We start from the raw sequence: 16,131 nt of genomic DNA, 5'->3' as shown, positions 1-16,131 counted from the left end.
TCTCGAGACGCCCGCCTCGCGTCAGCCGACGGCGAGCGCGGTGGCGAGGCCGAGCATCGCGACGGCGATGAGCGCGTCGAGCACACGCCAGGAGCGGGGCGACCGCAGCCATCGCGCGGCGTAGCGGGCGGCGAAGGTGATCACGGCGAACCAGATCGCGCTGCCGAGGATAGCGCCGAGGGCGAAGACCCAGCGCGCGTCGCCGTAAGTGGTCGACACGGAGCCGAGCAGGAGGACCGTGTCGACGTAGGTGTGCGGGTTCAGCCAGGTGATGGCGACGCAGGTGAGCGCGGCGGGCAGGAGGGCGCCCTTCGTGCGCTGCGCGACGACGGCGATGGTCGCCGTCGCGACGGAGCCGAGCGACCCGTCCGGGGCCGGCGCCGGGGCGGGGTCGGGCTCGCCGCGCTCGGCCGAGGACACGTCGATGGTCTCGCCGCTCGGGCGCACCACGCGGAAGGCGGCGAACAGGCCGTACCCCGTGAGGAACAGCACGCCGGCCCAGCGGGCGACGTCGAACAGCCAGGGCACGTTCTCCACGACGTACCCGAATCCGCCGACGCCGGCCGAGATGAGCACGATGTCGCTCGCGAGGCAGATGACGGCGAGCACGATCGCGTGGCGGCGTCCCTCGGACGCGTGACGGATCCCCTCGCGCAGCAGGAACACGTTCTGCGCGCCGGGGGCGACGATGATCGACAGGCACAGGCCGATGCCGGCGAGAAGAGCGGTGAGCACGTCTCCATGCTCGGCCGCCCCGTGGCAGAATCAAAAGCAGATGTGCAGTTGCGAAAGCTGGTGAAGCAGGGCTTATGTGGATCGCGCCGGAACTCGCCGCCACGGTGGCGGCTGCCGTCGACGAGGGATCGTTCGAGGGCGCGGCTCAGCGCCTCCGCATCTCGCCGTCGGCGGTCAGCCAGCGCCTGCGCGCGCTCGAGACGCAGCTGGGCCGGGTGCTCCTCGTGCGTTCGCGGCCGGTGCGGCCGACGTCCGCGGGGGCCATCGTCGTGCGTCTCGCGCGCCAGTACGCGGTCATCGGGCACGACGCGGAGGTGGCGCTCGGCCTCGATCGCCGCGGCACGATCCACGTGCCGATCGCGGTCAACGCCGACTCGCTCGCGACCTGGCTGCTGCCGGCGCTGGAGAGGGTCACCCGCGGGCACGACGTCACGTTCGAGCTCCTGCGCGAGGACGAGGACCGCACGGGCGACCTCCTCGAGTCCGGCTCGGCGCTCGCCGCGATCACCGCGCAGTCCCGCCCCATCGCGGGGTGCTCCGTCACGCCGCTCGGGTCGGCCCCGTATCTCGCGGTCGCGACGCCCCGCTACATCGAGAGGTGGCTGCCGGCCGGCGTCTCGTCCGACGCCCTCGCGGCGGCGCCGCTCATCGACTTCGACCGCTCGGACGACATCCAGTCCGACTGGCTGCGCGCGCACGGGACCGATCCCCTCGTGCCCCCGCGCCACTACGTCCCCGCGTCGGAGGACTACGCCGCCGCGGTGCGCCTCGGCATGGGGTGGGGGATGCTCCCCGTCGCGCAGGCCGGGCCCGCGATCGAGCAGGGGATCCTCCGCACGCTCGGACAGCCGGATCTCGCCGATCCGCTCTACTGGCAGCAGTGGAACCTCGCCTCGCCGGCGCTCACCGCGATGCGGGAGTCGGTCGTGGACGCCGCGCGCGCCGCCCTGGACCCGCCCGCGTCAGACGACGGGGATCGGGCCGGGTGACGGGCCGCCGTGATGGCGCACCTTGAGCACCCGGAAGCCCTTCGCGGTGGCGTGCCGCCTGGTCGAGAAGCCGTCGACGAACGTCTGATCCATCCACCGGTGGAGGGAGTCGCTCCCGAGGTTGCGCTGCACGACGAGGTAGGCGTCGCTGTCCGGGCCGAGGCGGGGGATCCACGTCTCGAGCAGCTCGTGCAGCTGGGGCTTGCCGATGCGGATGGGCGGGTTCGAGCGGATCGTGCGGAACGAGGCGTCGGAGGGGATCTCATCGGCCGTCACGGCTCGGACGTTGTCGAGGCCGAGGGCCTCGGCGTTGCGCCGCACGAGGTCGAGCGCGCGCTCGTTGACGTCGAGGGCCCAGACCCGGGCGTGCGGCGAGAGCATCGCCATCGTCAGCGCGATGGGGCCCCAGCCGCAGCCCACGTCGAGCAGATCGCCGCCGGGCGGCGGGTCGGGCATGTGCGCGAGAAGCACCTCGGTGCCCTTGTCGATGCGATCGGGGCTGAACACCCCGCGCGCCGTCACCACCTCGACCTCGCGGCCTGAGAGGGTCACGCTCAGCGGTCGCAGCTGCTCCGGGCTCGAGGGCGTCGCGCTGAAGTAGTGATCCCCCATGGCGGGCGACTCTACCGCAGGCGCGGGCGCTCCACGAGAGGCGGATTCCCAGAACGCCGTGGCCTCGCCAGGCGGATCCGCCCGCGCCGGGCCGCGCGCCTCCCGATCCGCGGTATCCTGGAGGGCTCAACACTCCCGATGAGAGGCATTTCTTGGTCGACAGCACCGAAACCCGCGTCCCCGCGGACGCACCCGCCCACGACGACGACGCCGTGGACCGCATCCTCGCACGCGACGAGCGGCGCGGCTCCGCCCGCGTGTTCGGCGCCGCGACGGCCCTGCAGAGCGACGAGACGGCGCGCGGCGGAGACGACGGCGAGCAGTGGGATCGCCAGGAGCGGCACGCGCTGCGCCGCGTCGCCGGCCTGTCCACCGAGCTCGAGGACGTCACGGAGGTCGAGTACCGGCAGGTGCGCATGGAGCGCGTCGTGCTCGTCGGCGTCTTCTCCTCGGGGTCGCTCGAAGACGCCGAGAACTCGCTGCACGAGCTCGCGGCGCTCGCCGAGACGGCCGGGTCGGTCGTGCTCGACGGCGTGCTGCAGCGCCGCCCGAACCCGGATCCCGCGACGTACGTGGGGCGCGGCAAGGCCGAGGAGCTGCGCGACATCGCCCAGGCGACGGGCGCCGACACGGTGATCGCCGACGCCGAGCTCGCTCCCAGCCAGCGACGCGCCCTCGAGGACGTCGTCAAGGTGAAGGTCATCGACCGCACCGCCGTGATCCTCGACATCTTCGCGCAGCACGCGAAGACCCGGGAGGGCAAGGCCCAGGTCGAGCTCGCCCAGCTCGAGTACCTGCTGCCCCGCCTCCGCGGGTGGGGAGACTCGATGAGCCGCCAGGCGGGCGGGCAGGTCGGAGCGGGCGGCGCGGGGATGGGCTCGCGCGGGCCGGGCGAGACGAAGATCGAGCTCGACCGCCGCCGCATCCGCACCCGCATGGCCCTGCTGCGTCGGCAGATCCGCGAGTTCGCGCCCGCGCGCGAGGCGAAGCGCTCCGAGCGCCGTCGCAACACGATCCCGTCTGTCGCGATCGCGGGCTACACGAACGCCGGCAAGTCGAGCCTGCTCAACCGCCTGACGCACGCGGGCGTGCTCGTCGAGAACGCCCTGTTCGCGACGCTCGACGCCACGGTGCGGCGCACCGAGACGGCCGACGGGCGGGTCTTCACGCTCGCCGACACGGTCGGCTTCGTGCGCGACCTGCCCCACCAGCTCGTGGAGGCCTTCCGCTCGACCCTCGAGGAGGTCGGGAGCGCCGACGTCATCGTGCACGTCGTCGACGGGCACCACCCGGATCCCGCGGGGCAGCTCGCGACCGTGCGCGGCGTGCTGGCCGACGTGGGGGCGCGCGACGTGCGCGAGATCGTCGTGTTCAACAAGATCGACCTCGTGGACGAGTCGGAGCGCCTCGTTCTGCGCGGGCTCCAGCCCGACGCGGTGCTCGTCTCGTCGCGCACGGGCGAGGGCGTCGACGAGCTCCGCCGCGTGGTCGAGGACGCCCTCCCCGTTCCGCAGGTCGAGCTGCGCGCCCTCGTCCCCTACGAGCGGGGCGACCTCATCTCGGCGATCCACGAGACGGGGCAGTTCCTGTCGCAGTCTCACGAGGCCGAGGGGACCCTGGTGCACGCGCGGGTCGACGAGCGCCTCGCGTCCGACCTCCGCCCGTTCGCCGTCGCCGGCTGACCGCGCGTCCCGCCGTCAGCTGAGAGGCAGCGGCGGGACGCCCGCGGGTGCGAACCCGAGCACCTGGCCGAGGAACGCGAGCTCGGCTGCGAAGCAGCGCTCGATCGTCTCGGCACTGCGGAACCCGTGGCTTTCGCCCTCGAACAGCAGATAGGCGTGGGGGACCCCGTTGCGGGCGAGCGCGTCGGCGAGCGCCTCGGACTGCGAGGGCGGCACGACGGGATCCTCGGATCCCTGGAGGATGAGCAGGGGGGTCGTGAGGCTCTCCGGTCGCGACAGCGGCGATCGATCGATGTAGACCTGCTCGTCCTCCGGCCAGGGGCCGACGAGCGAGTCGAAGTAGCGCGCCTCGAAGTCGTGCGTCTCGGCGAGCAGCATGCGCAGGTCCGCGACGCCGTAGCGGCTGATGCCGGCGGAGAACACGTCGGTGTCGGCGAGCGCGCAGAGCACGGTCCAGCCCCCGGCGGATCCGCCCTTGATGGCGATGCGATCGGGGTCGGCGAGCCCCGCGTCGACGAGGCCCCGCGCGGCCGCGGCCACGTCCTGCACGTCGGCCACGCCCCAGGCGTGCCGCAGCCGATCGCGGTAGGCCCGTCCGTAGCCGGAGGAGCCCGAGTAGTTGACGTCGAGCACGCCGATCCCGCGGCTCGTCCAGAACGCGGCGTTCTGCGAGAGGTCTCCCGTCACGTGCCCGGTGGGGCCGCCGTGCACGAGCACGAGCACGGGAGGCAGCTCGCCAGGGGGAGCCTCGGCGTCGGGGCTCGACGGGGGATAGAAGAAGGCGTGCACTTCGCCGTTGGGCCCCGGGAACGTCATGGGGCGGGCGACCGAGCGCAGTCCGGGCGCGCCGCCGACCTCCCCGCCGCGCACGGGGGAGAGCGAGCGCTCGTCCACGTCGAGCAGCCACAGGCCGCCGGGCACCTCCGCGCCCGCCCCGCTGAGGAGGACGCGCTCGCCCTGCACGTCCTCGATGTGCAGATCGCCCGTGAGCGGCGTCTCGAGCTCGGTCACGGCGCCGGAGGCCGGGTCGATCATGACGAGGCGTGAGCGGCCGTTCGTCACGACCGCGAGCACGCGGCCGTCGGCGAGCGGGGCGTACCAGCGGGTCCCGAGGCTCCATAGCGGGCCGCCCGTGTCGCCGTCGACGGGGAACAGCAGCTCGGGCGCCGAGGCGGCGGGTCCGTCGGAGATCCGGGTGCGGAACAGGTTCCATCGCGCCGGGCCGAGCGAGGCGTCGGCGGCGGATCGCGGAGGGTCGGCCGCGAACAGCAGCTCGTCGTCCGAGATCCACTCGGGCTGCAGCGCGGCGACGTCCGCCCCGGATCCGTGGCCGCCGGCCACGCGGATCCCTCCGACCGCGCGCCCGTCCTCGTCGAGATCGGCGACGCGCAGCTCCGCGGCGTCCCACGGCATGTCCGGGTGATTCCAGGCGATCCACGCGATGCGGCCGGCGCGGGGGGACGGGAAGGCGAGGAAGTCGCTGCCGGCCACGACGCTCGCGATGCGGTCGGGGTCGGCCGCCGCGGACCCGTCGATCGGGATCCTCACGATGTCGCGCGCCGGGGTCGTGTGGGGTTCCCCGTGGGTCTCCCTGACCGCCCAGAGAGCGTCCTCCGCCCAGACGAGGTCGCCGAAGCAGAAGCGCGGATCCTCCGGCGTGAGGGGCACGGGGTCGTCGCCCGGCGCGAGCAGGCGCACGCGCTGGTCGGCCTGCGTCACGAACGCGACGCGGGCGTCGCCGAGGAGCGTCCAGGCGCCGCCGCCGTACTCGTGCACGCGGGAGCGCGCGCTCCAGGGGGCGGGCAGCAGCGGCTGATCGGACGCCGACGACAGGATGGCGGTGCGCCCGCGCTCGGCGGGGATGCCCTCGGCCCAGAGGATCTCGTCGCCCGCGAATCGCGCTCCCGAGAGGCGGAGGGATCCGCTCGGCATGTCCTGGGGGCGGATCGGGGACGGCCACGTTCCGTAGGGGAGCTGCTGCGCGGGGGACATGCCCCCACGCTAGGGCACGGGCCGCGGACGCGTCACGCCGCGGGGCGTCAGACGGCGCGCAGCACCGCGACGACCTTGCCGAGCACGACCGCCTCGTCGCCGAGGATCGGCTCGAAGGCGGAGTTGCGCGGCAGCAGCCAGACGTGCCCGTCGCGCCGCCGGAACGTCTTGACGGTGGCCTCGCCGTCGAGCATGGCGGCGACGATCTCTCCGTTCTCCGCGGAGGCCTGCGCGCGGATGACCACCCAGTCGCCGTCGCAGATCGCGGCGTCGATCATCGACTCGCCCTGCACCTTCAGCATGAACAGCTCGCCGCCGCCGACCAGCTGGCGGGGGAGGGGGAAGATCTCCTCGACCTGCTGCTCGGCGGTGATCGGGACGCCTGCCGCGATCTGCCCGACGAGCGGGACGAGGGTCGCGTCGCCCATGGCGGGCGCGCTGTCGGCGGGGCTCTCGGTCGAGGCGCCTGGCAGGTCGATGAGCACCTCCATGGCGCGGGTCTTGCCGGGGTCGCGGCGGAGGTAGCCGCTCAGCTCGAGCTGCCCGAGCTGGTGGGTGACGCTCGAGAGCGACTTCAGTCCGACCGCGTCGCCGATCTCGCGCATGCTCGGCGGATAGCCGTTGACCTGGATCGACCGCTGGATCACCTCGAGGATCGCGAGCTGCTTCTCGCTGAGGCTCTTGCGGCGGCGGCCCGGCCGCTTTCCCTCGGTCCTGTCGACGGCGCTCATCCGCGTCTCCTCTTCGAATGTCAGTGGCCCCTGGTGGGCTGTGGTCGTCTCCCCGACGGTACGTCATGCGCACCGTTCTTCGACACCTTTGTTCGAGTGTGTCGCCGACATCGGGCGCGTCGGGAGATGATCGGGGGTTGACTCGATCGGATTATCGAAGATATATTCGGAACATCGGTACGACGGAGGGCATCACGATGAGCACGATCAGCATGGCAGCGGCGGGCGTCGGCTCGGCTCGCCCCGCGACGCGCACCCGTCTGCGCATTACCGCACGGGGGCGTCGCGTCCTCGCCGCTCTCGCGGCCGCACCGCTCGTCGGCGCGATCGCGGCGGGCGTCCTGGGTGGCGGCATCGCCCTCGGCTCCGGCGAACAGGGCGCGGAGCCGGGCTCGTTCGCCACCGTCACGGTGTCGCCAGGCGAGTCCCTGTGGACGATCGCGGAGCGCGTGGCACCGTCCGCCGACCCCCGCGACGTCGTGGCCGAGATCGCCTCGCTCAATCAGCTGGGCGCGCACCCCGTCCAGGCGGGCCAGACGATCGCGATCCCCGCCCAGTTCTCGTCCGACAGCTGAGTCGCGCCGTAGCATGGGGGCGTGGTGACTCTCGACGACCTGCCCCTCCGCGACGATCTGCGCGGTCAGAAGCCCTACGGCGCGCCCCAGGCGCCTCTCCCCGTGGCGCTCAACGTCAACGAGAACACACACCCGATCCCCGCCGAGGTCGCCGACGACATCGCGGAGTCGGTGGCCAAGGCCGTCTCGGGGCTCAACCGCTACCCGGACCGCGAGTTCGCGGAGCTGCGCGAGGGGTTCGCCTCGTACCTCGGCCACGGGCTTGCCGCCGATCAGATCTGGGCGGCGAACGGCTCGAACGAGGTGCTGCAGCACGTGCTGCAGGCGTTCGCCGGACCCGGGCGCTCGGCCTTCGGCTTCGCGCCCACCTACTCGATGTACTCGCTCCTCGTGCGGGGCGTGGGATCGACGTGGATCGCGGGGGAGCGCGGGGCGCGCTTCGAGCTGGAGCCCGGCGACGCCGCGCGTCAGGTGCGCGAGGCCGACCCCGATGTCGTGTTCCTCTGCGCCCCCAACAACCCGACCGGCACGCGGCTGCCACTCGACGTCGTCGAGGCGGTCTACGAGGCCGCGCGCGGCATCGTGATCGTCGACGAGGCCTATGTCGAGTTCGCCGGCGACGAGCAGCCGTCCGCGATCACGCTGCTCCCCGGACGCGAGCGCCTGCTCGTCTCGCGCACGATGAGCAAGGCGTTCGCCTTCGCGGGAGCGCGCGTCGGCTACCTCGCCGCCGACCCCGCGGTCGTCGACGCGCTGCGCCTCGTGCGGCTGCCCTACCACCTCAGCGCGGTCACGCAGGCGGCGGCGTCCGCGGCGCTGCGGCACAGCGAGACCATGCTCCGCACGGTCTCCGACATCGTCGTGCAGCGCGACCGCATCTCCGCGACGCTCGAGGCGCTGGGCTACGACCCCTACCCCTCGGCGAGCAACTTCGTGCTGTTCGGCGGGGTCGACGACCCGGCCGACACGTGGCGACGGCTCTATGACCGCGGGGTACTCGTCCGCGACATCGGCATCCCGGGGCACCTGCGCGTGACCGCGGGGACGGAGGCCGAGACCACCGCGTTCCTCGACGCTCTCGCCGCCCTCCGCGACGCATAGGATCGACGCATGACGAACGCCCGCACCGCGAGCCTGACCCGCACCACGAGCGAGTCCTCGATCGAGCTCGAGCTCGACCTCGACGGCAGGGGGAAGAGCGACATCTCGACGTCGGTCCCCTTCTTCGACCACATGCTCACCGCCTTCGCGAAGCACTCGCTGACCGATCTGCGCGTGCGGGCGACGGGAGACACCCACATCGACGTGCACCACACGGTCGAGGACACGGCGATCGTGCTCGGGCAGGCGGTGCGCGAGGCGCTGGGCGACAAGTCGGGCATCGCGCGCTACGGCGACGCGCTCGTGCCGCTCGACGAGGCGCTCGCGCAGGCGGTGGTCGACATCTCCGGCCGTCCCTTCCTCGTGCACGAGGGCGAGCCCGACGGCTTCGCGATGCACCTCATCGGCGGGCACTTCACGGGGTCGATGGTGCGCCACACCTTCGAGGCGTTCGCCTTCCACGCGGGGCTCACGATGCACGTGCGCGTCGTGTCCGGCCGCGATCCGCACCACATCGCCGAGGCCGAGTACAAGGCGCTGGCCAGGGCCTTCCGCCAGGCCAAGGCGATCGATCCCCTCGTCGACGGGGTGCCCTCCACCAAGGGTGCGCTGTGACGGACGCGCGCCCCGTCGTCGCCGTCCTCGACTACGGATCCGGCAACGTCCACTCGGCCGTCAAGGCACTCGACGCCGCGGGCGCGGATGCGCGCCTCACCCGCGACCGCGGCCTCGTCGCCGACGCCGACGGCCTCCTCGTCCCCGGCGTGGGGGCGTTCGACGCGGTCATGCGGCAGCTCGAGGCGATCCGCGGCGGGGAGCTCATCGAGCGCCGTCTCGCGGGCGGCCGACCCGTGCTGGGCATCTGCGTCGGCATGCAGGTGCTGTTCGAGCGCGGCGTCGAGCGCGGCGTCGAGACCGAGGGCCTCGGCCAGTGGCCGGGCGCGGTCGAGCGGCTTGACGCGCCCGTCGTCCCGCACATGGGGTGGAGCGCGGTCGAACCCGGCGCCGGCTCCCGGCTGTTCGCGGGGCTCGAGGGGGAGCGCTTCTACTTCGTGCACTCGTACGCGGCGCGCGCGTGGTCGCTCGATGTGATCCCGCCCTTCCCCGAGCCCGCGGTGACGTGGGCCGTGCACGGCTCCCCGTTCGTCGCGGCGGTCGAGAACGGCCCCCTGTCGGCCACGCAGTTCCACCCCGAGAAGTCCGGCGAGGCGGGCATCCGCCTGCTGCGCAACTGGATCGGCACGCTGAGCCGCTGAGCACCCCGCGCGGATTGGCGCGATGACCCCGCGGGGTCTAGCTTTGATGCTTGTGCGTGACGTGGGAGAGTCCCGCGGGCATCGAGGAGACATGAACGATTTCGCGTCCACCCCCGGACTGGTCCTTCTTCCCGCCGTCGACGTCGCCGACGGCCGCGCCGTGCGCCTCACCCAGGGCGAGGCCGGATCCGAGACGAGCTACGGCGACCCGGTCGAGGCCGCCGAGCAGTGGCGCGACCAGGGCGCGGAGTGGCTGCACCTGGTCGACCTCGACGCGGCCTTCGGCCGCGGCCAGAACACCGCCGTCCTGCGCCGCGTCATCAAGCACATGAAGGGCGTGAACGTCGAGATCTCCGGCGGCATCCGCGACGACGCCTCGCTCGAGGCGGCGCTGGAGAGCGGCGCGCAGCGCGTGAACCTCGGCACCGCCGCCCTCGAGAACCCCGACTGGACCGAGGCGGTCATCGCCCGCTACGGCGAGGCGATCGCGGTGGGGCTCGACGTGCGCGGCACGACGCTCGCCGCCCGCGGCTGGACCCAGGAGGGCGGCGACCTCTGGGAGGTGCTCGAGCGCCTCGAGGCCGCGAACTGCGCGCGCTACGTCGTGACCGACGTCACCAAGGACGGCACGCTGCGCGGCCCGAACATCGACCTGCTGCGTCAGATGACCGAGCGCACCGACCGCCCGGTCGTCGCGTCGGGCGGCATCTCGAGCCTCGACGACATCGCCGCGCTGCGCGACCTCGTCCCCGCGGGCGTCGAGGGTGCGATCGTCGGCAAGGCGCTCTACGCCGGGGCCTTCACGCTCGCCGAGGCGCTGGATGTCGCACGGGTCTGACGGATCCGGCCGCGACCTCCCGGAGCACCTGCGCGGTCTCGCGGGCTCTGCGGCGGACTCGGCGGGCCAGCCGTGGGCCGGCCGCGCCTTCCAGCCCAATCCGGCGGCGGGCGACGACGGCTCGGCGGATCCGGCGCTGTGGGATGCGCTCGTGCGCTTCCGGGAGGGCTCGGGCGACGCCGTCGCTGTGGTCGACGCGCTGCGCACCGCGCGCGTGCTCGTGCCGCTCGTCGCCGAGAAGGGCGAGGAGGGCGTCGGGCCGACGGGGCTGACGGTCGACAAGACCCAGGAGCTGTCGATCGTGACGGTGCGGGCGCCGGACGGCCGGTCGGTGCTGCCGGTGTTCACCTGCGTCGAGACGATGCGCCGCTGGAACCCCGCGGCGCGCCCGATCCCCGTCGCGGGCACCAGGGCCGCCCTGGCGGCGGCGGGGGACGAGACCGACCTCGTCGTCGTGGATCCCACGAGCGAGACGGAGTTCGCGGTGCGGCGTCCCGCGATCTGGTCGATCGCGCAGGATCGCGCGTGGGCGCCGCCGTGGCTGAGCACCGAGGTCGTCGGGGCCTTCCAGGAGTCGGTCGGCCAGGAGCTCGCGGTCATCGACATCCACGTCGGCCCCGGCGATCCGGAGGCGCGCCTGCGCGGCCCCGAGGTGCTCGTGACCCTCACTCTCGTCAGGGGGCTCGACCGGGCCGAGCTCGACGTCGTGCTCCAGCGTCTCGCGCGGCGCTGGTCGCAGGACGACCGGATCGCGGTGCTCGTCGACTCGATGCAGGTGCGGCTCGCCCCCGCCGACGACTGACGCCCGCCGGCGGGAGCCGACGGGCGTCACGGGGCGGGTCAGACGACCGAGCCGGTGTACTTCTCGCCCGGCCCGCTGCCGGGGGCGTCCGGGATCCGAGAGATCTCGCGGAAGCGCAGCTGCAGCGTGCGCAGCCCGTCGCGGATGGGGCGCGCGTGGGAGTCGCTGATCTCGGGGGCGGCGGCCGTGACGAGCCCGGCGAGGGCGTTGATGAGCTTGCGCGCCTCGTCGAGGTCGACGAGCTCGTCGGCGTCGGCCTCGTCGCCCAGCCCGAGCTTGACGGCGGCGGCGCTCATGAGGTGGATGCAGGCCGAGGAGACGACCTCGACCGCCGGCACGTCGGCGATGTCGCGCACGACGTCGGTGGCGGCGGCCTGGGCGTCGCGCTCCTCCCAGCGGTGGATCCGCGAGGCGTCGGACGAGGGGGCCGGGGCGGGGGAGCCCTCGGGGATGGCGGTCATATGCTGCTCTCTGCTAGACTTCTCCGGGCTCCGAAATCCGTTTCGGACGAAAGAGGATCTACATCCCACCCGCGCTTGCCGCTCCAGGCTACCGGGTCACAGCCGCTCCGCTCGCCGCATGGCGGGCAGGGCAGTCCTGCTCGAGGGCTGCCGGAGGGCGGATGGTGCGCGATGCACGGCGTCTCGCACGGGTGGCTGCAGATCTCTCTCCCGCCCGTGGCGCGGTCCGCGCACCACGGTGGCTCTCATCACCGAACCCAAGGAGTTCCGCATCAGCGATCCCCGCATCAACGAGCGCATTCGCGTTCCCGAGGTCCGTCTCATCGGCCCCGGAGGCGAGCAGATCGGCGTCGTCAGCAGCTCGGTGGCTCTCCGCCTCGCGCAGGAGGCCGACCTCGATCTCGTCGAGGTGGCACCGCAGTCCCGTCCGCCCGTGGCCAAGATCATGGACTACGGCAAGTTCAAGTACGAGGCTGCGCAGAAGGCCAAGGACGCACGTCGCAACCAGGCCAACACGGTCCTCAAGGAAGTCCGCTTCCGTCTGAAGATCGACCAGCACGACTACGACACGAAGCGCAAGCGCGCGGAGGGCTTCCTCCAGGCCGGCGACAAGGTCAAGGCCATGATCCTGTTCCGCGGTCGCGAGCAGCAGCGTCCGGAGATGGGCGTGCGCCTGCTGATGAAGTTCGCCGAAGAGGTCTCCGAGTTCGGCACCGTGGAGTCGCGGCCGAAGGTCGATGGGCGCAACATGGTGATGATCATCGCCCCGGTCAAGAACAAGTCCGAGGCGAAGGCCGAGCAGAACGCTCAGCGCGCGGCCAACAAGAAGGCGGCGCGCGAGGCGAAGCACAGCGCCAAGCAGCAGGATGAGGCTCCGGCCGACGCGTCCGCGTCGGAGTGAGCGCACCCGAAGTCTTCCCGCCGAGAGGCGGGCAGCTCCCACGTCGCCCCTGAGGGCGCAAACGTCAAGGAAAGTCACGAAGAATGCCGAAGCAGAAGACCCACTCGGGTGCCAAGAAGCGCTTCAAGATCACCGGCAGCGGGAAGATCAAGAAGCAGCAGGCCAACATGCGCCACAACCTCGAGCACAAGTCGAGCCGCCGCACCCGTCGTCTGAACCAGGATCAGATCATCTCGGGTAACGACGTCAAGACCGTCAAGAAGCTCCTCGGTCGCTGAAGCGCCCGGCTAGTTCGTTTAAGGAAGACATCTCATGGCAAGAGTCAAGCGCGCAGTCAATGCGCACAAGAAGCGTCGCGTCATCCTCGAGCGCGCCTCGGGTTACCGCGGCCAGCGTTCGCGCCTCTACCGCAAGGCGAAGGAGCAGGTCACCCACTCGCTCGTCTACGCGTACCGCGACCGTCGTAAGCGCAAGGGCGACTTCCGTCGTCTGTGGATCCAGCGCATCAACGCCGCGAGCCGCGCGAATGGCCTCACCTACAACCGCTTCATCCAGGGCCTGAACCTGGCGGGCGTCGAGGTCGACCGTCGCATGCTGGCCGAGCTGGCCGTCAACGAGCCCGCGACCTTCGCGAAGCTCGTCGAGGTCGCCAAGGGCGCGCTGCCCGGCGACGTGAACGCGCCGAAGGCCGCCGCCTGATCTCAGGCGCGCAGAGCGAGTGAAGAGGGGCGTCCCGGATGGGGCGCCCCGCTTCGCGTCCTCGGAGGCGCATCCGTAGACTCGACCCGTGCTCGAGAATCCCCGCGCGGCCCGCGTCCGCACCGTCAAGAAGCTCGCGCAGCGCTCGGAGCGCCGCGAGACCGGCCGGTTCCTCCTCGAAGGGCCCCAGGCGGTCCGGGAGGCGCTCACCTATCGGCCCGACGTGGTCGAGCACCTGTACGCGACGCCCACGGGCCTCGAGAAGCACGGCGACCTGCGCGCGCTCATCGACGACGCGCAGGCGGAAAACCCCGACCTCCTCTGGGACTACGCGTCCGAAGAGGTCGTGCAGGCGATGAGCGACACGGTCACGCCGCAGGGCTTCGTCGCCGTGGCGCGGCAGAACCCGACGGCCCTGAAGGACGTCTTCTCGGGGGAGCCTCCGCGGCTCGTGGTGATCTGCGAAGAGGTGCGCGACCCCGGCAACCTCGGCACGATCCTCCGCGCGGCCGACGCAGCCGGCGCCGATGCGGTGATCCTGACCGGCCGCACGGTCGACCCGTTCAACCCGAAGGTCGTCCGCTCGACGACGGGATCCCTGTTCCACGTGCCCTTCACGGTGGAGGGCGAGCTCGCCGACGCGACGGGCCGCGCCAGGGGAGCGGGGCTGCGCATCGTCGCCGCGGACGTCAAGGGCGAGGACCTCACGGCCGCCCGCGAGCGCGGGACGCTCGCGCAGCCGACGGCGTGGGTGTTCGGCAACGAGGCGCGGGGACTCGCGGACGACGCGATCGCGCTCTGCGACGAGGCGCTGCGCCTCCCGATCTACGGACAGGCCGAGTCGCTGAACCTCGCGACCGCCGCGAGCGTGTGCCTGTACGAGACGGCCTTCGCGCAGCGCGCCGCCTGATCGACCGCGCAATCTGCGCGGTCGGCCGATCTCCGCGCGTTACGAGTGTGTAACCCGCTCGCGTGTGCGGTGGCACGGTGCCCGAACCTGCGCATATGCTGACCGGCATGGCAGAGCCGCTCGTCGTGATCGACCACGTGGAGAAGCACTACGGTGACTTCCATGCGCTGAAGAACATCAACCTCACCGTCGGCAGGGGAGAGGTGGTCGTCGTCATCGGGCCCTCGGGCTCCGGGAAGTCCACCCTGTGCCGCACGATCAACCGCCTCGAGACCATCACGAGCGGTTCGATCTCGATCGACGGGAAGGAGCTCCCGAAGGAGGGCAAGGCGCTCGCGGAGCTCCGCGCCGAGGTCGGCATGGTGTTCCAGTCGTTCAACCTCTTCAGCCACCTGACGATCCTGGAGAACGTCACGCTCGGGCCGCGCAAGGTGCGCGGACTCAGCGCGAAGCAGGCGGAGGAGGAGGCGCGTCAGCTCCTCGACCGCGTGGGCGTCGGGCACCAGGCCGAGAAGCTGCCGGCGCAGCTCTCCGGCGGCCAGCAGCAGCGCGTCGCGATCGCACGCTCCCTGGCGATGCGCCCCAAGGTCATGCTCTTCGACGAGCCGACGAGCGCGCTTGACCCCGAGATGATCAACGAGGTGCTCGACGTGATGGTCGGCCTCGCGAAGGAGGGCATGACGATGGTCGTCGTGACCCACGAGATGGGCTTCGCCCGCAAGGCGGCCGACCGCGTGGTCTTCATGGCCGACGGCGAGATCGTCGAGGAGGCGACGCCCGACGAGTTCTTCACGAACCCGACCTCGGACCGCGCCAAGGACTTCCTCTCGAAGCTCCTCACCAACTGACCTGCAATTCCGATCGGCGCCGCCCACAGCATCCGCGGCGCTCCCACCATCAGGAGGAACCCATGCGCAAGATCCGCAACATCGCGGCCGCGGGCATCGCCGCCTCGGCGCTGTTCGCCCTCACCGCCTGCAACAGCGGCAGCCCCACCGGAGAGACGGGCGGCGAGGCCCCCGAGCAGGAGGTCGCGGAGGACGTCGCGCTCGAGGGCAGCCCCACGTACGACGCCATGGTCGAGCGCGGCGGACCCGTCATCGGCGTCAAGGAGGACCAGCCGGGTCTGGGCTACCTCGACGTGACGACGGGTGATCGCAGCGGCTTCGACATCGAGATCGCCCGATGGATCGCCGCGTCGCTCGGCTTCGAGGAGGGCGACATCTCGTATGAGCCCATCGCCTCGGCCAACCGCGAGCAGGCGCTCGTGAACGGCGACATCGACTACTACGTCGGCACCTACTCGATCACCGATCAGCGCAAGGAGCAGATCGACTTCGCCGGCCCGTACTTCGAGACCGGCCAGGGCTTCCTCGTCAGCGCGGACAGCGAGATGACCGAGGTCAGCGACGTCTCCGACTTCAACGGCATGACGGTCTGCTCCGCGACGGGATCCACGCCGATCCAGAACATCAAGGAGAACTACCCGGAGATCAAGACCGAGGAGTACGACATCTACTCCCAGTGCGTCGAGGACGTGCTGAGCGGCAAGGTCGACGCGGTCACGACCGACGCGGCGATCCTCATCGGCTACGCGGCGCAGGACCCGGACAACCTCAAGGTGCTCGACGGGCTCTTCACCGAGGAGCGCTACGGCGTGGGCATCCCGAAGGGCGACACCGCGCTCCTCGAGCACATCAACACGCTGTTCACCGACGGCGGCGACACCTGGCAGGAGATCTTCGACAGCACGCTCGGTCAGGCGGGCATCGAGATCGACCAGCCGGCCGTCGACCCGGTCGAATGACGTCCGTCGGGGGGGGGGGGCCCCGGCCCCCCCCCCCCCC

Annotated in this window: 19 protein-coding genes; 14 read left to right on the top strand and 5 right to left on the bottom strand. The window is 71.9% G+C overall.

Features of this window, described 5'->3' with window-relative positions; genetic code table 11:
* Positions 1–21: 21 nt before the first annotated feature.
* Positions 22–735: a LysE/ArgO family amino acid transporter gene (locus NHL53_RS07620; protein ID WP_433776256.1), complete on the bottom strand. Its 714-nt coding sequence runs from the start codon at positions 733–735 to the stop codon at positions 22–24.
* 74 nt (positions 736–809) lie between these two features.
* Between NHL53_RS07620 and NHL53_RS07615 the strand changes: the two genes are divergently transcribed.
* Complete coding sequence (locus tag NHL53_RS07615; protein WP_433776255.1) at positions 810–1,724, top strand: LysR family transcriptional regulator ArgP; 915 nt, start codon at positions 810–812, stop codon at positions 1,722–1,724.
* Here the strand turns inward: NHL53_RS07615 and NHL53_RS07610 are convergent.
* A complete protein-coding gene (locus tag NHL53_RS07610; protein ID WP_433776254.1) occupies positions 1,698–2,336 on the bottom strand; it encodes a class I SAM-dependent methyltransferase in 639 nt (212 codons plus the stop codon). The two genes, NHL53_RS07615 and NHL53_RS07610, sit on opposite strands and share 27 nt — an antisense overlap.
* A 152-nt stretch (positions 2,337–2,488) precedes the next feature.
* Here NHL53_RS07610 and hflX point away from each other — a divergent pair, with 152 nt between their 5' ends.
* Complete coding sequence (gene hflX, locus NHL53_RS07605; protein WP_433776253.1) at positions 2,489–4,018, top strand: GTPase HflX; 1,530 nt, start codon at positions 2,489–2,491, stop codon at positions 4,016–4,018.
* A 15-nt stretch (positions 4,019–4,033) separates the two neighbouring features.
* Here hflX and NHL53_RS07600 read toward each other — a convergent pair whose 3' ends face one another.
* Entirely contained in the window at positions 4,034–6,010 is a 1,977-nt protein-coding gene (locus tag NHL53_RS07600; protein WP_433776252.1) for an alpha/beta hydrolase family protein, read from the bottom strand.
* A 47-nt stretch (positions 6,011–6,057) separates the two neighbouring features.
* Positions 6,058–6,741, bottom strand: coding sequence for a transcriptional repressor LexA (gene lexA, locus NHL53_RS07595; protein WP_433776251.1), 684 nt, complete (start codon positions 6,739–6,741; stop codon positions 6,058–6,060).
* Positions 6,742–6,938: 197 nt separating this feature from the next.
* On the opposite strand from lexA, the gene NHL53_RS07590 reads away from it, so the two are divergent.
* The 6 genes from NHL53_RS07590 to NHL53_RS07565 all read left to right on the top strand — a co-directional run bounded on the left by NHL53_RS07590 (position 6,939) and on the right by NHL53_RS07565 (position 11,313).
* Positions 6,939–7,316: a LysM peptidoglycan-binding domain-containing protein gene (locus NHL53_RS07590; protein WP_433776250.1), complete on the top strand. Its 378-nt coding sequence runs from the start codon at positions 6,939–6,941 to the stop codon at positions 7,314–7,316.
* A 21-nt stretch (positions 7,317–7,337) separates the two neighbouring features.
* Positions 7,338–8,417 (top strand): histidinol-phosphate transaminase, encoded by a 1,080-nt coding sequence (locus NHL53_RS07585; RefSeq protein ID WP_433776249.1) that lies wholly within the window; start codon positions 7,338–7,340, stop codon positions 8,415–8,417.
* A gap of 9 nt (positions 8,418–8,426) precedes the next feature.
* Complete coding sequence (gene hisB / locus NHL53_RS07580; protein ID WP_433776248.1) at positions 8,427–9,032, top strand: imidazoleglycerol-phosphate dehydratase HisB; 606 nt, start codon at positions 8,427–8,429, stop codon at positions 9,030–9,032.
* The gene (gene hisH / locus NHL53_RS07575) at positions 9,029–9,673 is read left to right on the top strand and encodes an imidazole glycerol phosphate synthase subunit HisH (RefSeq protein WP_433776247.1); all 645 of its coding nucleotides are present in this window, start codon (positions 9,029–9,031) and stop codon (positions 9,671–9,673) included. Before hisB ends, hisH begins: the two co-directional genes overlap by 4 nt.
* A 91-nt stretch (positions 9,674–9,764) precedes the next feature.
* On the top strand, positions 9,765–10,511 hold the full coding sequence (priA, locus tag NHL53_RS07570) for a bifunctional 1-(5-phosphoribosyl)-5-((5-phosphoribosylamino)methylideneamino)imidazole-4-carboxamide isomerase/phosphoribosylanthranilate isomerase PriA (RefSeq protein ID WP_433776246.1): 747 nt from the start codon (positions 9,765–9,767) through the stop codon (positions 10,509–10,511).
* Positions 10,495–11,313 carry an SseB family protein gene (locus NHL53_RS07565; RefSeq protein ID WP_433776245.1) on the top strand — a complete coding sequence of 273 codons (819 nt, stop codon included), beginning with the start codon at positions 10,495–10,497 and terminating at the stop codon, positions 11,311–11,313. Before priA ends, NHL53_RS07565 begins: the two co-directional genes overlap by 17 nt.
* Positions 11,314–11,351: 38 nt before the next feature.
* Here NHL53_RS07565 and NHL53_RS07560 read toward each other — a convergent pair whose 3' ends face one another.
* Positions 11,352–11,774 carry a DUF1844 domain-containing protein gene (locus NHL53_RS07560; RefSeq protein ID WP_433776244.1) on the bottom strand — a complete coding sequence of 141 codons (423 nt, stop codon included), beginning with the start codon at positions 11,772–11,774 and terminating at the stop codon, positions 11,352–11,354.
* Between the two features lie 238 nt (positions 11,775–12,012).
* Between NHL53_RS07560 and infC the strand changes: the two genes are divergently transcribed.
* The 6 genes from infC (at position 12,013) to NHL53_RS07530 (ending at position 16,091) form a co-directional block, all read left to right on the top strand.
* Positions 12,013–12,675 carry a translation initiation factor IF-3 gene (gene infC / locus NHL53_RS07555; protein WP_433776243.1) on the top strand — a complete coding sequence of 221 codons (663 nt, stop codon included), beginning with the start codon at positions 12,013–12,015 and terminating at the stop codon, positions 12,673–12,675.
* 83 nt (positions 12,676–12,758) lie between these two features.
* Positions 12,759–12,953: a 50S ribosomal protein L35 gene (gene rpmI / locus NHL53_RS07550; RefSeq protein ID WP_221585640.1), complete on the top strand. Its 195-nt coding sequence runs from the start codon at positions 12,759–12,761 to the stop codon at positions 12,951–12,953.
* Between the two features lie 34 nt (positions 12,954–12,987).
* Positions 12,988–13,374 carry a 50S ribosomal protein L20 gene (gene rplT, locus NHL53_RS07545; RefSeq protein WP_433776242.1) on the top strand — a complete coding sequence of 129 codons (387 nt, stop codon included), beginning with the start codon at positions 12,988–12,990 and terminating at the stop codon, positions 13,372–13,374.
* Between the two features lie 88 nt (positions 13,375–13,462).
* Complete coding sequence (locus NHL53_RS07540) at positions 13,463–14,284, top strand: TrmH family RNA methyltransferase (protein ID WP_433776241.1); 822 nt, start codon at positions 13,463–13,465, stop codon at positions 14,282–14,284.
* 107 nt (positions 14,285–14,391) lie between these two features.
* The gene (locus NHL53_RS07535; protein WP_433776240.1) at positions 14,392–15,132 is read left to right on the top strand and encodes an amino acid ABC transporter ATP-binding protein; all 741 of its coding nucleotides are present in this window, start codon (positions 14,392–14,394) and stop codon (positions 15,130–15,132) included.
* Positions 15,133–15,194: 62 nt separating this feature from the next.
* Positions 15,195–16,091, top strand: a complete 897-nt coding sequence (locus NHL53_RS07530; protein WP_433776239.1) for a glutamate ABC transporter substrate-binding protein — start codon at positions 15,195–15,197, stop codon at positions 16,089–16,091.
* Positions 16,092–16,131 lie beyond the last annotated feature (40 nt).

Source organism: Microbacterium sp. gxy059, from assembly GCF_050958665.1.
Classification (GTDB): Bacteria; Actinomycetota; Actinomycetes; order Actinomycetales; family Microbacteriaceae; genus Microbacterium.
Note: the sequence above shows the minus strand (reverse complement) of the source record. Positions and strands in the feature narration are given on the sequence as shown.